Genomic DNA, 14726 nt, shown 5'->3' with positions numbered 1-14726 from the left:
GCACTAGCCTTGGGTGGCGCGTGTCTTCTATTCAACTCAGTTACTCTCCTATCAGGGCAATTTAATCTGCCACAGGTTCTTTTCCGACAAATATTGCAAGGTGGCTTGAACGAGCTGTATGAGCGAGCTTCTTCAAGCTTTTCGCCTCAATTTGCCTGATGCGTTCGCGGGTAACATCGAACTGCTGGCCAACTTCTTCCAAAGTGAGAGCAGTTTCAGCATCAATTCCAAAACGAAGCTCCAGTACCTTTTTCTCTTTATCTGTCAGCCCTTTCAGTAGGTCTTTAACCTTGGTATCTCGATCTTCACCGATAATCAGTTCTTCAGGAGATACAACAGCCCAATCTACATAACCGTTCATAATTTGGTCAGCTTCAGCGATAGGCTCCATGCCTAAAATCTGCTTCAATTTTTCTACCTTGCTCTCTGGCATATTTAGTATTGCTGCCAATTCAGAGACCTTTGGCATCCTTCCAAACTTTTGAGTCAGGACTATGGTTTCAGATTTCAGCTTGTTGAGGCTCTCATTCATATGAACAGGTATACGTATATTTCTAGCCCGATCAGCAATAGCTCTTGTAATAGCCTGCCGTATCCACCAAGTGGCATAGGTTGAGAATTTGAATCCCTTCCTGTAGTCAAATTTTTCAATGGCCTTCATCAAACCAATGTTTCCTTCCTGCACCAGATCTGCAAGTTCAAGCCCCCTACCTAAGTATTTATTGGCAATCGAAAGCACCAACCTTAGGTTGAAGGTAATCATCTCATCCCGTGCAGCACTGATATCTTGCTGCAATTTTTTTACCTTGCAGCCGATATCCTGAAGACGATGAAAATCAATTCCTGTCTTTTGACTAACATCCTGCATCTGAGTCTGTAAGGAATTGATTTTTGCCGTATAAAGATTGACATGAGCTGTTTTTATGTCGCTAACCTTATCAATTGACTCGTACAGCGCTTTAATCAATATATTCAGGGCATCCTCGGTGAGGACAATGCTCCTGAACGTATCTTGTACTCCCGGGTGTTCGGATTCACCAGATACATTGAGGAAAGTTTTAAGAGCTCCAACAATTGCCTCATAGGGATATGTATCAACAAAATCATCGAGTTCATCGCCATCTTCTTCTTGTTCATCCATAAACAAGGAGACAGTCCTCTTTATCTCGATGAAGTCCTCATCTGGGATGGTGTTCAGCTCAACAACAACTTTTTGAAGTGACTGTTCAGGATTATGCTCTCTGAGAGCTTCTTGGCAGAGATGTGCTAAAAGCTCGCAAATAAAAGGCACTTCAGATAATGCCTCCATAATGGCTAATCTGGCTGCTTCTCTGCGCATGCCGTTATCCACTTCCTGCTCCCTGGTCAACAGTTCTTTACCAGAAAGGCTAGCGAAGTAGTAGCCCATGGGCTCATCTCTGGCATAAAGAAGATCATCAAGTAGCAGCATTGCATCATCAATGGAGGCAGCATCGTGGTCTTCATAGACGCTATCAGCAAGAAACTCCCCTTCAAACGTATGATCGTCGATCACGCAGCCATACACTTCCAGCACTTGGCGGATATAAAAAAACTTCTCTTCCAGCTGGGTGCATAACTGCTCATAAAAAGCATCAATCTGCAGGATTTTAGAAAAGTCACTCGGCCTAGATACTTGATATGCATGGGAACTCTTTAATATTTGGTCTGTGTACAGTTGAGCCACATAGTCGGTCAAAAAGGTTTCCGACAAAGTACCTGCGTGGGCGCATGACTCGAAAAGTTTACTGAACCCCTCAAAAACCCACTTTTTCCTGAAAAGTTCTAGATCTGGATGATCCAAAAACTCAGGTAGATCTATAGCAATGTCCGACCAACCTTCTCCAGAATCGATCGGGATGTGACTGGTGATTTGTAACTGTATTGCAGAAGCTTGAATTTTACTTTCAAGGTTTTCCTCGGGAGGAATATCTTCTCCAGCAAGTTCCCAGCCATACAGCTCTTCTTTATCATTGTTCAGTTGCTGCTGACCGATAATTAAACAATGAGAATCATCCAAAGCAGGTAACTCCAGACAATTTTCAGCCACTTCCCATGTCGAGCTTTCATCTTCGCTATCAGTATTTATATCCTCAACTGACTCAGAGGCTTTCCTTTGCTCAACATTGAAGGCGGGGACCTTGTCAGAATTAACTGTTATAGGAAGTATTGCGGATAAAGGAGCACGTTCTTCAGATGAATTTGATGATTCATCTATGCTTTCTTCCTTTGAGTGATATTCATTTTGAGACTCCCTAACCGGTACGACAAAGCAGCAATCATTCAGCAGGTTGACGATTCTGTTATCACCATTTTCTTCTGCATAATTTTCAGCCGTTTTCCCTGCCTTGTCCTGTATTTCCGGATCTGCCCCTGCTTTGAGAAGTAGGCGGCAGATATTTTCGTGTCTTTTTTGTACAGCGAGAATAAGAAGCGTAGCCCCATTATGATCCTGTGCATTCAAAGCACTGATGTTATGCAGCTGTGCTTCCACAGCACTTTCAACACCAGTCATTACTGCGAGTTTAAGTAAACGACTAAAATTCCCTTTTGAGCCTTTATTCAATACACTCATTTTTCACTTCTCTGCACCTCATCCTTGATAGCACATAAGGCATTTTTGCACCATAAAGCCCAGAGGATAACTTAACTGTACTAGTGTGATTACCAAGGGATACTGACGGTATAAGTACCAAGCGATTTTGACGTAATCACACTATCAATGTTGCCGCGCTTCGGCAAGCTTTGCCAGCCGTAACTCAGTAGTATTCATGTTTTCCCTCAGCCAGATGTTGCGAACGCCGCTAGCGTGTATGTCGATGTTTCTTTCGGATTTGAGCAGCCGTGATACCTTGGATTGTCCCATGTGTGGGTTAGCCAGGGAAAATTCGATGACGACTTCCTCAATGGCTCTGTCGGTACGATTTTTGTGATGAAGATCTGGCGTTTCCTGTCGTTTTAACGATTCGATTCCACCTTGTTTTATCAGTTTACGATGGCGGTAAATCGTATCGCGGGAGACACCACTAAGCCGGGATGCTTCTGCCACATTTCCAAGCCTGTCAGCCAAAGCTAATACCTCAAGCTTCTTCTGGATCTCATTGTCTTCCGAGGACAATTTTTCAGGCTCAGTGACTTCTGTTACCTGTAGCTTTCGTCCGGCGAAGTAAGCTTCAAACCGCTTATATTTACCCGTACGAATTTCAATTTTCTGGTTTGCGATTGAGTGTTTAAGCGGGGAGTCGATGAAGTAGAGTTTTCCGCCGTAGCTAAACGTATGGTCGTTGCGTATTTTCCGGTAGACCTTGGTGATGCAGATATCATCAAGATTGGCGTAGCGTGGTACAGGCGTATATTCGGTGTCTGATATTCTTGATTTTACAACCAGATTTTTACGCCAGAACTGGGGAATGAAGACGTGTTGGAGATAGCTATTCGCGCCCGTCATGTCAGTAATATTGTTGAGTCGTAACTCTGGTATCAACCTGTCTTGCAGGGTATCGAAGGCGCGTTCAATTCGGCATTTACCCTGAGGAGAACTGGCGAAGATGATTTCAATCCCTAACTCCTCACAGGCCCGTTGCATCTGGGAGAAGTTACAGCGCTTAGGGCCACCAAAGATGCCTGCTTTATCAACATACAGGGTTTTAAATACACCGTATTTCTCAACGACTGAGCGCATTACTTTCATACAGCCTTCAGTCGTTTCTGACGGAAAGAACTCGGCATGAATATCGCTGTTGGCATCATCAATCATGGCGATTAAACACGATTTCTTATCACCGAACCAACGATGTGTGCTGCCATCCATTTATAGCATTAACCCTGGCGCTTCCATTCGTTCTCTGCGTTTGTGAACACGGCCACGTCTGCGCTTCGCCCGTTTTACATGATGGATATCATGTGCCCACTTACGTAGTGTCTCGCGCTTAACAACAATGTGTTCGTGAGTCTCAAGCATCTCGGCAAGGTGCAACAGGTTCAGGTCATAGTATTTCTCGCGGATTAGCGACTGAACTTGCTGCTTAAGCCTGTCAGGCGTTTTATTAACTGGCTCGCTACCTGTATTTCCGTGAACAACAAACTGTAACCCTTGACTTCGGTAACGCTGCAAATACCGTTCAACAGTACGTCTGGATTTATTGAGGAGCTTAGTGGCATTGGCTATCGTAATTTTACGCTCAGCCACTTTCGCGATGACATCAACTGTCAATTGAGCTTTGGAATTCAACACAATCATCCTTAGCGTTCCTCAAATGTACAAACAAAACATTCAAAGAACACGGTTAAAGATAACCGTCAATTTCCCTTGGTAATTAGCGACTACGACAGAATCGCTTGGTAATTAAAGTACGACAAAATCGCTTGGTGTTCACAGGCTAAATTGTACTAGCTCAGACCTGAGCTGACAGTTACCCGATTTTGGGGTGCCGTTGTCAGATTAGATTTGGGCTAAATTTTTTTCCGCCCAAATCCGTTTTCCATCAATTAATGTTGCCATCGGTGTGCAACCGCAGCGCATTTTGCCTTGATGGGTGCGTTCATTGTTATACAGCGCCAACCATTCGTCCAAGTCTTTTTGCAGTTCCTCCAGTGTGCCGTACAGCTTTTTGCGGAACGCGACCTGATAGAACTCATTCAGAATGGTCTTGTGGAAACGCTCGCAGATACCGTTTGTTTGCGGATGTCTGGCTTTGGTTTTTATGTGGTCTATGTCATTGATGGCCAGATACAGCTGGTAGTCGTGCTGTTCAACTTTGCCGCAGTATTCGGTGCCTCGGTCAGTGAGAATACGCAGCATCGGCAGCGCCTGAGCTTCAAAAAACGGCAATACTCTGTCGTTCGACAGGTCGGCAGCGGTGATTGGGGTTTTGGTGGTGTAGAACTTGGCAAAGGCGACTTGTGGTGGCCAACTGCAGCAAACCCATCAGCGAACCCGGCTTATCAACAGTGCCATACTGCCGCAGGCTAACAGTACCCATCCCAAGTGCTGCACCGCGCCTGCCAGAGCAAGGCCACTGCCGATGAGTAAGTAGTACATCAAGCCGAACAGGGCACCGGCGCTGCCGGCCTGCTGTCGGTACTGAGCCAAAGCCATGCTGAGCACATTGGGGATAGCTATTCCGAATGCCATAACCACGAGTAGCATAGGCGCCAGAAACCCGATGGAGTTCAGCGAGAGTTGTACCCCTATGGCTCCCATAAGCAGCAATAGAGCAGCGCCTTGCAGGAGTTTGCCTTGAGAGACTCCCTTGGAGATCAGGCATTTATTGCTGTAGCTGCCGACCAGTGAGCCCAGGCCAAGGATTAAGCCGCTGTAACCAAACTGTTCCGGCGTGAACCCAAGCCTGGCAAAGTTGAATCCACCGAGTTGGTAATAAGAAAACAGGGCGACGTTATAGGCAGTGACCAAGAGCGCAGATTGCCAGATTTGCCTGTCACCGAGCATACGTTTACTCAAGGCGACCAGTTGCAAATTCTGCCTGCTGGTTTGGGTTTCCGGCAGCCTGATAAAACAATAGGCGAATAAACCCAAGGCCATAATAAACAAAGCCAAAAACACCGCATGATGACCACCCACCTTGACCAATTGGCCACCGGAAAACATGCCGATAACCGGGCTGATGGCAATCCCAAGTCCCATCACACTAAACACTTTCGCCAACTCTTCACCGCTGAAGGCGTCACGCAGCATGGTTTGGGTGACGATTGAGCCGACAGCAATCCCAAAAGCGCTGCAGGCTCTGGCGGCCATCAGCACGGCGAAGCTGGTTGTTGACATGGCCACCCAGGCTGCGACGCCATAGATAAAGAGTCCCAGCAACATGGTCGGGCGACGGCCGCAACTGTCGGCCACTATGCCCCACACTGCCACGCCCAAAGCGAAAGCCAGAAAATAAACCGATAGAGTTTGCGCCGCCTGAGGGTAGGACACGGCAAATGTCTGCGAAATCGCCCCCAGGGCCGGGCTGTAAATGGTTTCCACTATTTGCGGGAACATCAGTAGCGCCAGCATCAACCATAGCGAAGGTTTGGTTTTCATCTCTTATCCTTATCACAATCAAGCAAGCTGCGAACAAGCCCTGTTCCTCTATGCAGGCTTGATCCGCGCTTTTCCAAGTCGGCACGCAGTGTATACTCGTGATGAAACGGCACGTTAACGACATAAAGACAAGAAACATCAAAATAGGGACATCATGGCGATTATTGAGCAGGAAACTGAGTTCGATGCGGATACCTTTCCAGCCAGTGTTATCGGCATTGCGGCCGATGTTGGCCAGCACGATTCGGGCATGCACCAACACCATAAAGGGCAACTACTTTATGCCCCCCACGGCTGCATGAGCTTTGCATTGGAGAACGCCATCTGCATCTTGCCGCCCACCAAAGCCGTGTGGATCCCGCCCGGTATTTCGCACCGCGCGGTAATGACCAATGTGGTGGCCTATCGTTCTTTGTATTTTGATTGCGCCAGGTTCAACACTCCGGCTGAGCTTCGCATGATAGAGGTCAACGCCCTCTTGAAAGCCTTGATAGACAAGATGGCACTGTGGCCTTGGGACACACCGGAGCAGAATATGGCCAATAGCAGTGCGTTATTTTGGGAAGAGTTTTATGCCGCCAAGAAACATTCATTTCAGCTGCCACTGCCACGGGATCGCAGGTTTCGCCGATTCCGCCAGCAGCTTATCAAGGAAGAGTTTCTCGCGCCTGATATAGGCCGACTTGCCGGCAGTGTCGGCGCAAGCACCAAGACAGTCACCCGGTTATTCAAGGCTGAAACCGGTATGACTTATCAGCAATGGCGCCAACAGTGGCGCCTTTTGAAGGCCATTGAACTCCTATCCGGCGCCAGATCTGTCAGTGAAGTGGCCCACAATCTGGCGTTTTCTTCCGACAGCGCCTTCATTGCGTTTTTTAAAAAGCAGACGGGCCAAACGCCTTTGAGCTTTATTCACAATCCAATCAACTGAAAACAAGAGTCAAATGCACAAACAACAGCCTAAAATCACAGTTCCCCAACCGGCTGATTTACATCTAACATCCTTAGTGGTAAAAATTGAGCGGTAAAGCTACTTTCAACTCTCATTGAGGCATTGATGCTGGAGATTGTAATCATCAGATAATCAGTTAACTGACCTTCCAAGGCCGGTCTGATTATCAATGCGCGTAAATCAAAGGTGGACACTGACAAGTGCCCGCATGTTTTGCTCATGATGATTATCGAGTTTTTCCAGTATGAATATATCCCGTCAGGAACAACGTACCCTGCACGTCCTCGCCAAAGGCGGACGCATTTGTTATTTCCGCGACACTTCAGGTCGCGTCACAGCCGTTGAATGTTATAGCCGCGAAGGGCTTGTTCTTTGCGACTGTACCCTCGCCATTTTCAAAAAACTCAAAGCCAAAAAACTGATCAAATCTGTCAAAGGTCAGCCCTATCGCATAACCACGGCCGGCTTGCACAATGTGCGCGCCCAACTGGACAACCGTTGAGGAAAGAAAGATGAATACACTATTTTCCCGTGACTATATCAACAGCAACATGATGGGCCCCAACGCCCTGCTGCTGGCCGAAGAAGTCTGCCGGTCACTGCAACTGCAACCAGGGATGCGGGTGCTCGACTTGGCCTGTGGCACAGGCATGACTTCCATCTATCTGGCGAAGGCCTTCAACCTCGAAGTCACCGCCATGGATCTTTGGATAGCGGCCGAAGACAACCAGGCAAGATTCAAGGCTGCAGGCCTGGAAGACAGGATCACGGCAGTGAACTTTGACGTAACCCAGATGCGGCCGGGACATGCCCCATTTGCAGAAAACAGTTTCGATGCCGTCTTGTCCATCGATGCCTACCACTACTTTGGTGCCAGTTCAGCATTTTTTGACACCCACCTCGCCCCTTTCATCAAGCCGGGCGGCCAGGTCGCCATAGTGGTACCCGGGCTGAAAAAGCCTTTTCCACTGCAGCAAAGTGTTGCCCCTGAGCTGGCCCCCTGGTGGCAGCCCGGGATGAACTTTTTCACCGTCGACTGGTGGATGCAACTCTGGCAACAGAGCGCATTTTTACAGTTGGAGCTGTGCGAAGAGAGCGGGCAGTGCACCCAGGCATGGCAGGAGTGGTTGGCATGCGACAACCCTTATGCCGTACGGGATCGCGAGATGATGGCCGCCGAAAACGGCCAGTGGTTCAACTTTACCAAAATGACAGGCTGCATACACAAGTAAGCTTTAGAAAAGCAAGGAAATGTATGAATATCAATAAGCTAATCAGCCAGCATTTGCCAATAAGGCTGTTGCCGAACGAAAGCAAAATTCCCTGGAATGATGCCGATTTCAGCCAGCGAATGCTGGAAAACCACCTCTCCCAGGAGCACGATTGGGCCAGTAGAAAACTGGCGGTGATTGAGCGCCAGGTAGATTGGCTCTGCAGCCAACTGGCTCCTGGCGCAAAAGTGCTGGATCTGGGTTGTGGCCCCGGCTTTTACACTCAATTGCTGGCAAAACGCGGCTTTTGCTGCACCGGCGTCGACTTCTCACCAGCCTCTATAACCTACGCCCAACAACAAGCGCAGACGGCTGGACTGGATATCGACTATCAACTGCTGGATGTCAGAAGCTACCGGCCGACCAAGAAGTTTGACTTCATCATGATGACCTTCGGTGAGCTGAATGTTTTCAGCGCAGCGGATGCCAAGAGTTTACTCAAGGATTGTGCAAACTGGCTGATGCCGAATGGCAAACTACTTGTGGAAGTTCACAGCTTTGATGAAGTCAAACGACAGGGACAGGCAGAGCCAAGCTGGCAAAGGCATTCACAGGGCCTATTTCTCGATGCTCCCCACCTGCTACTGACGGAGCATGCTTGGGACGAGGCACTCCAAACCAGTTCCACACTGTTTTGGGTGATTGAAGAAAACGGCCAGGTGACGCGATTCGGCAGCCGGATGCAGGCTTGGCAAGATGAGGAATATCTGCAGCTGTTAAACGAGTGCGGCTTCAACAAGATTCAGCGGATAGACACTGTAGTGTGGCCCAGCAGCAATACCTTTGAGGGCAAGCTCTATACACTAATGGCATGCTCCAAGGCATAACCTGAGTCCGTTTGAAAGAGGAAGGTGTTAAGGTCTAAGGTACCTTCCTCTTTTTTATTGTTATCAACACCAATACATTTCAGTAGCGCTTTCTAAGCAGTCTCAAGGCGTTGGCAGTTACCAACACAGTTGCGCCTGTATCGGCCATCACCGCCAGCCAGAGGCCGGTGATCCCCAGTAAGCTGGTCACCAGAAAAATCGCCTTCAGCCCCAGCGCCAAGGCTATGTTCTGGCGGATATTGCTCAGAGTTGCCCTGGCCAAGTGGATCATTGCCGCCACCCCTCCCAACTGATTATGGGTCAGGGCCGCATCGGCGGTTTCCAGCGCGGCATCGGTTCCGCCGCCCATGGCAATACCGATACGGGCTCGCTTCATTGCCGGGGCATCATTGATACCATCTCCCGTCATGGCAACATTGCGGTGCTCGGCCAATGCCGCCACCTCAGAAACTTTATCTTCCGGCAGCAGCCCGGCGCGCCAATCGATGGCCAGTTCCTCGGCAATCGCCTTGGCGGTTCTTGGGTTGTCACCGGTCAGCATTATGCTGTCGATACCGAGATGGCGTAGCTTGGCTATGGCTTCGGCGGCCTCGACGCGCAGCTGATCCCTGAGGGCAATAATGGCCACAGGAAGAAGTAGCTCCCGCTCGGCATCACACAGTACCACCAGGGTTTGCCCCTGCTGCTCCAGTTCTGTGACGCGTTGCAGCAGCTCAGGTGCTAAACTTGGCAACCTTGAAGGGGCGAGCAGTCGCCAGTTTTGCGAATCGACCCGTCCTTCAACGCCCATCCCGGGTAAGGCCCGAATAGCTTCTGCGCCTGGCAGTCCCAGCCGCTGCGCTTTGGCATGATTGACTATTGCCTGTGCCAGGGGGTGATGTGAGCCCAATTCAATGGCGGCGGCCACCCTGAGCCACTTGGTCGCATCCTGCTCTGTGAGGCTCTCCACCAGGGTAACTTCAGGTTTACCTTCTGTGAGGGTGCCGGTCTTATCGAAGGCGACGGTATCGACATGTGCCAGTGCTTCCAATGCCGCGCCGCCCTTAATCAAGGCTCCCTGACGGGTTGCGGCGGCCAGCGCTGATGTTACCGCCGCCGGCGTCGAAATCACCAAGGCGCAGGGGCAACCTATCAACAACAGTGTCAAACCACGGTAGATCCATTGCTCCCAAGGCTCGGCGTACAGCAGAGGTGGCAACAACACAGTCAACAAAGCCAGCAACATAATGGCTGGAGTGTACCAGCGACTGAACTTGTCGATGAATCTCTCTATCGGTGCTCTTTGCCCTTCGGCCTCTTCAATCAAATGCAGGATGCGGTCTATGGCGTTGCTGCCAGGCTCGGAGACAACCTTCATCTTCACCAGCCTGTCGGCTGCCAGGCAGCCTGCGGCGACCCGTTCGCCCTTAATCCTTTCTACCGGGATAGATTCTCCCGTAAGGGCGCTTTCATCAAATGCCGCCGAGGCATCAAGCAGTTCGGCATCGGCCGGCAGGCGAGCTCCAGGCGCAACTTCTATGATGTCGCCCGGACGCAGCTCTGAGGCGGCCACCTCTTGCCTCTGGCCATCTTGCAACCTCAATGCCTTATCCGGCACCAATGCCATCAAGGCGCTGACTCCGGCGCGAGCGCGGCCGGCCGCAAACGATTCGAGCTGCTCACCGAGCATAAACAGGAGCAACACCATGGCCGCCTCGGCTGTTTCGCCCAGCAACATGGCACCTATGGCGGCAACTGTCATCAGGGTTTCAATGGCAAAAGGGGTGCCGCTGCGAATAAGGGCCCAAGCCTTGCGGGCAATAGGCAGCAGCCCCCAAACTGTAGCCAGAGTGAACAGGCTGGTGCTGATACTCGCAGGCGCCAGAGCCGCCAGCAGCATTAACAGTGCCAGTGACAGGGGTTGCCAGTATTTGCCAAGCCGGCTCCCCGGGCCGGGCTTGGAACCTTCCTTACCTGCCTGAGTCTGCTGCTTAAGCTTAAAACCGGCCGCATGCACAGCATCGACTATGCCTTGGGGCGAAACGCCGGGCGTCAGTTCCACCAGCAGCTTTTCGGTGGCAAATACCACCCTGGTGCTGCAAACGCCGCTCACCCTGGAAACCGCAGTTTCGACTTTACGGGCACAGCTGGCACAGTCCATACCCAGTATTTGCCACTGATGCTGCTCACCTTGAGCAAGCCTGGCAGTGTTGACTTCGGCAGCGGAGTCGGCTTGATGGGACTCATGATGATCATGGCAACAAGCCGAATGACAGCCAGAATGCTCGTTGGAATGACTGACAGCGTTACTGACTATGTGACCATCTGTACAACTTGCTGTGCAATTTGCCGGGTCCTTAGCCCCCGCCTTTACAGGCTCGGGCGTGGGTTTGGGATCACAACAGGAATGACTCATAACTGTGCCTCATGCTATGGCTCAAATGATGCCTCGGAACTCAAATGTGACTATCCGGGCCGTTTGTTATTGCCAAGGAGTGTAAAGCTTGGAGTAAGCTCCAGAGTCAAGCTTCTGTGCCAAAGTATTTGCCCGGCCCGAAAACCAAGCCCTATCAATTAACCAGCCATAGCCGCTATGCCGCCCTAGCCGACAACGGCGCCGATTGTCCCATTTACCGGCGCCAGTGTTACGCTTGACAGTCAATCGGCTTCCACCAAAAATGCGCCGGGGACTTAAAGAGCCAGGCACAGTTTCGCCACAAAGCAACATACGGGTAAAGGCTCAGGAAGATACTGAAAGACGCTGCATTGCAAGCCATCTTCTGTACAGCGCAGAGATATAGATGGCGCAACTTATACGGCTGAAGCAGGCTAAACCTCTTGTACCAATGCTTATGTGAGCAGGCCCTAACTCCCTGTCAACGCCAGCTTAAGATTGAAGCCTGGTGGCGACTGCGGTTAACATAGTCGGTCGATTTTTCTTTTTATGATCCTGAGGGAGCCCAAGTTGTCCTTGATTCGAGGTTGTCTTGCCTTTAGCGGCTATGTTATCAACACCCTGTTTTGGAGCCTGCCAATTCTGCTGGGCAGCCTGATAAAACTGCTTCCAATAAAGCCATTACAGCGCCTATGCAGCCACGCTTTGGATTTCTGCGCCAGTGCCTGGATCAGTGTTAACGGCGGCATAGAAAAGCTGCTTCATCCGCTGAAGATGCATATAGACGAGCTTCCGGAGCTGTCAGAGCAGGAGTGGTATATGGTGGTAGCCAACCACCAGAGCTGGGTCGATATTTTGATCCTGCAGCGACTGCTTAATCGGCGGATCCCTTTTCTCAAGTTTTTCCTGAAAAAAGAGCTGATTTATGTGCCCGTACTTGGGCTGGCCTGGTGGGCGCTGGACTTTCCCTTTATGCGCCGTTACAGCACGGCTGAGTTGAAAAAGAACCCGAAACTCAGAGGCAAAGACATTGAAATTACCCGTAAGGCCTGCGCCAAATTCAAGCACAAGCCGGTGAGCGTGATGAACTTTGTCGAAGGTACCCGCTTTCAGCCCAGCAAGCACCAGAAGCAAAACTCACCGTTCAAACACCTGCTCAGACCCAAGGCCGGCGGCATGGCCTTTGCGTTGTCGGCCATGGGCGAGCAGATCCACAAACTGGTGGATGTCACCATCTATTATCCCGGCAAGATCCCCAGTTTTTGGGACTATATCAGCGGCCGTTTGCCTGAGGTTTACCTCCATTTGGAGGTCAAGGAGATAGACTCGGGGATGCGGGGTGACTACGCCAATGATCGTCAGTTCAAACAAGCCTTTCAGGAGCGGCTGAACGCCCTCTGGCAGCACAAGGATGAAGTGCTGGAACAATTGGCCGCCAAGGCAAACCATTCTCAAGGGGACTCCTGATGTTGCACTTCCTGCCCGGGCCTGTGCTGTTTATTCTCAGCCTGAGCTTGCTGATCATCAATACCGCCGTTTGGGGGTCGCTGGTGTGTATCGGCGGCCTGTTCAAATTGTTGCTGCCCTGGAAGGGTGGCCGCATCGCCATGACCCGGTTAATGAACCGGTTCATGTGGGCCTGGGCCAGCTGTAATGGCGGCATACTGCACCTGATAGCCAAGGTCGAATGGGATGTGCAGGGACTTGAAAGCCTCAAGCCAGATGGTTGGTATCTGCTGATCAGCAACCACCTCAGTGGCTTTGATATTGCTGCGCAGACCTATATCCTGCGCAACAACATCCCCATGCTGAAGTTCTTTCTCAAGAAAGAGTTGCTGTATGTTCCCATTATGGGCCTGGGTTGCTGGGCGCTGGACATGCCCTTTATGAACCGCACCAGCCCGGAAAAGCTGAAGAAAAACCCCAAGCTCAGGGGCAAGGATCTGCAAACGACCCGGCGCTCCTGCGAAAAATTCAAAGACTTGCCCACCTCCATCATCAACTATGTGGAAGGCAGTCGCTTTACCGAAGACAAACGGCAGCGGCAAAAATCCCCCTACAAGCACCTGCTGCGGCCAAAAGCCGGTGGCATTGCCTTCACCTTGTCAGCCATGGGCGAGCAGTTTGATGCCTTGCTGAACGTGACAGTGCTTTATCCCGATGCCCCCAAGGATATTCTCGGCGCCGTGATGCAGGGTAAAGTGCACAAAATTGTGGTGCGAATCGAGGCTCTGCCCGTGCCTCAGGTGGATTCTGTTCGCTACTTCAGCGAGCCAGAGTACAGGGTAGAGTTTCAACGCTGGCTCAACGACATCTGGCAACAAAAAGATGCCCAAATAGACCTGTTGCTGGCCGAATGCCATCCCGCCGACGACTACAACAAGCTGGCACAAAAAAGCCACTGACAGTGATTGTCCAAGACAAAACAATGCCGGGCCTAAGCCCGGCATTGTTGTTTTAAAACTGAGTATTTCGACTCAAGCGCTTTTATCACATTCAGTCAGATACTTCTCGGCAGCATCCAGCTCAAATTCGCTGAACACTTGAATGCCATGACGCATCAGCAAGGCGGCGGTCACGCCGTCGCCCTCTATGAGTTGGCGGGAGAAACTGCCATCGTAAATCTTGCCTTTGCCACAGGAAGGGCTGCGGGCCTTGAGAATGGCCGCAACCACTTGCTGTTGCTGCGCCTTGGCCAGTGCCAGCTCGGCGCCTCGCTCAAAGGCCTCTGTCACGTCCTCACCGTCACAGGTCAGCACTCGTCCCTGTATCTGTTCGGCCGGAGCTCTGGGTGTCGGCAAGCCGCCGGCGCACTCGGGGCAGAAAGGCACAAACCGCCCTTGGGCCTGCCATAGCTGCATTCTGGCATCATTGAGCAAGTTATGGCCACCGTCATAGCGTACTTCTTGCCCCAATAAACAGGCGCTTATCAATATCCGATTCGGTTTTGCTGTGTTGATGATTTCTGCGCTCATGCTTTGTCCACTCTTGTCACTCTTGCCTCTCTCCTCACTCGAACGATTCACTCCGGGCAACCGCCCTCGCCTAATTGGCAGTGGCTCATGCTCTCGGTTTAACGGCCCAGGGTCTGGGACACTGCTACGGATAACAAGCTTCGCTCTTTTCCTTGTCTGCCGCTGACAAGGAGCATTCTATCAGTCGCCCCTCAAGAAAACTGTTTAAAACGGGATTGTCGACAATAGTTGCAATAGCAAGTGTAAACCCATGCTAACAGCAAGTT

10 protein-coding genes and 2 pseudogenes are annotated in these 14726 nt (G+C 50.8%); 6 read left to right on the top strand and 6 right to left on the bottom strand.

All coding sequences use genetic code 11. The annotated features are described in order from the left end of the window. Positions 1–61: 61 nt before the first annotated feature. The 4 genes and pseudogenes from HCX89_RS18675 to HCX89_RS18660 form a co-directional block, all read right to left on the bottom strand. Positions 62–2593, bottom strand: a complete 2532-nt coding sequence (locus HCX89_RS18675) for a sigma-70 family RNA polymerase sigma factor (RefSeq protein WP_167717001.1) — start codon at positions 2591–2593, stop codon at positions 62–64. Between the two features lie 144 nt (positions 2594–2737). After that, positions 2738–4258, bottom strand: a pseudogene (locus tag HCX89_RS18670) (ISNCY family transposase). Positions 4259–4459: 201 nt separating this feature from the next. Beyond that, positions 4460–4921: pseudogene (locus HCX89_RS18665) on the bottom strand (integrase core domain-containing protein); the annotation flags it as partial. Between the two features lie 24 nt (positions 4922–4945). Then, positions 4946–6061: a multidrug effflux MFS transporter gene (locus tag HCX89_RS18660; RefSeq protein ID WP_167716999.1), complete on the bottom strand. Its 1116-nt coding sequence runs from the start codon at positions 6059–6061 to the stop codon at positions 4946–4948. A gap of 154 nt (positions 6062–6215) precedes the next feature. Here HCX89_RS18660 and HCX89_RS18655 point away from each other — a divergent pair, with 154 nt between their 5' ends. The 4 genes from HCX89_RS18655 to HCX89_RS18640 all read left to right on the top strand — a co-directional run bounded on the left by HCX89_RS18655 (position 6216) and on the right by HCX89_RS18640 (position 9111). Beyond that, positions 6216–6992 carry a helix-turn-helix domain-containing protein gene (locus HCX89_RS18655; RefSeq protein ID WP_045283610.1) on the top strand — a complete coding sequence of 259 codons (777 nt, stop codon included), beginning with the start codon at positions 6216–6218 and terminating at the stop codon, positions 6990–6992. A gap of 265 nt (positions 6993–7257) precedes the next feature. Continuing rightward, a complete protein-coding gene (locus HCX89_RS18650; RefSeq protein ID WP_025010861.1) occupies positions 7258–7515 on the top strand; it encodes a YjhX family toxin in 258 nt (85 codons plus the stop codon). 10 nt (positions 7516–7525) lie between these two features. Continuing rightward, the gene (locus HCX89_RS18645) at positions 7526–8245 is read left to right on the top strand and encodes a cyclopropane-fatty-acyl-phospholipid synthase family protein (RefSeq protein ID WP_117200217.1); all 720 of its coding nucleotides are present in this window, start codon (positions 7526–7528) and stop codon (positions 8243–8245) included. Between the two features lie 23 nt (positions 8246–8268). After that, complete coding sequence (locus HCX89_RS18640; protein ID WP_167716998.1) at positions 8269–9111, top strand: bifunctional 2-polyprenyl-6-hydroxyphenol methylase/3-demethylubiquinol 3-O-methyltransferase UbiG; 843 nt, start codon at positions 8269–8271, stop codon at positions 9109–9111. A gap of 79 nt (positions 9112–9190) precedes the next feature. Here HCX89_RS18640 and HCX89_RS18635 read toward each other — a convergent pair whose 3' ends face one another. Further along, complete coding sequence (locus tag HCX89_RS18635) at positions 9191–11506, bottom strand: zinc/cadmium/mercury/lead-transporting ATPase (RefSeq protein WP_167716996.1); 2316 nt, start codon at positions 11504–11506, stop codon at positions 9191–9193. Positions 11507–12055: 549 nt separating this feature from the next. On the opposite strand from HCX89_RS18635, the gene HCX89_RS18630 reads away from it, so the two are divergent. Beyond that, positions 12056–12952, top strand: coding sequence for an acyltransferase (locus tag HCX89_RS18630; RefSeq protein ID WP_223828889.1), 897 nt, complete (start codon positions 12056–12058; stop codon positions 12950–12952). Next, on the top strand, positions 12952–13890 hold the full coding sequence (locus HCX89_RS18625; protein WP_071237709.1) for an acyltransferase: 939 nt from the start codon (positions 12952–12954) through the stop codon (positions 13888–13890). The genes HCX89_RS18630 and HCX89_RS18625 overlap by 1 nt, the downstream gene beginning before the upstream one ends. Before the next feature lie 72 nt (positions 13891–13962). Here the strand turns inward: HCX89_RS18625 and HCX89_RS18620 are convergent, their stop codons facing one another. Continuing rightward, positions 13963–14460 (bottom strand): DUF523 domain-containing protein, encoded by a 498-nt coding sequence (locus HCX89_RS18620; RefSeq protein ID WP_025889869.1) that lies wholly within the window; start codon positions 14458–14460, stop codon positions 13963–13965. Positions 14461–14726: the final 266 nt, after the last annotated feature.

The sequence above is a fragment of the Shewanella sp. Iso12 genome (assembly GCF_012030025.1).
Lineage (GTDB): Bacteria > Pseudomonadota > Gammaproteobacteria > Enterobacterales > Shewanellaceae > Shewanella > Shewanella algae.
The sequence above is the reverse complement of the archived record's forward strand: the minus strand, read 5'-3'. Positions and strand labels throughout refer to the sequence as shown.

Bases quoted from the DNA above. Each gene is read 5' to 3' on its own strand.
- HCX89_RS18655 (WP_045283610.1), top strand. From the start codon at position 6,216: ATGGCGATTATTGAGCAGGAAACTGAGTTCGATGCGGATACCTTTCCA.
- HCX89_RS18660 (WP_167716999.1), bottom strand. From the start codon at position 6,061: ATGAAAACCAAACCTTCGCTATGGTTGATGCTGGCGCTACTGATGTTC.
- HCX89_RS18620 (WP_025889869.1), bottom strand. From the start codon at position 14,460: ATGAGCGCAGAAATCATCAACACAGCAAAACCGAATCGGATATTGATA.
- HCX89_RS18645 (WP_117200217.1), top strand. From the start codon at position 7,526: ATGAATACACTATTTTCCCGTGACTATATCAACAGCAACATGATGGGC.
- HCX89_RS18675 (WP_167717001.1), bottom strand. From the start codon at position 2,593: ATGAGTGTATTGAATAAAGGCTCAAAAGGGAATTTTAGTCGTTTACTT.
- HCX89_RS18625 (WP_071237709.1), top strand. From the start codon at position 12,952: ATGTTGCACTTCCTGCCCGGGCCTGTGCTGTTTATTCTCAGCCTGAGC.
- HCX89_RS18650 (WP_025010861.1), top strand. From the start codon at position 7,258: ATGAATATATCCCGTCAGGAACAACGTACCCTGCACGTCCTCGCCAAA.
- HCX89_RS18640 (WP_167716998.1), top strand. From the start codon at position 8,269: ATGAATATCAATAAGCTAATCAGCCAGCATTTGCCAATAAGGCTGTTG.
- HCX89_RS18635 (WP_167716996.1), bottom strand. From the start codon at position 11,506: ATGAGTCATTCCTGTTGTGATCCCAAACCCACGCCCGAGCCTGTAAAG.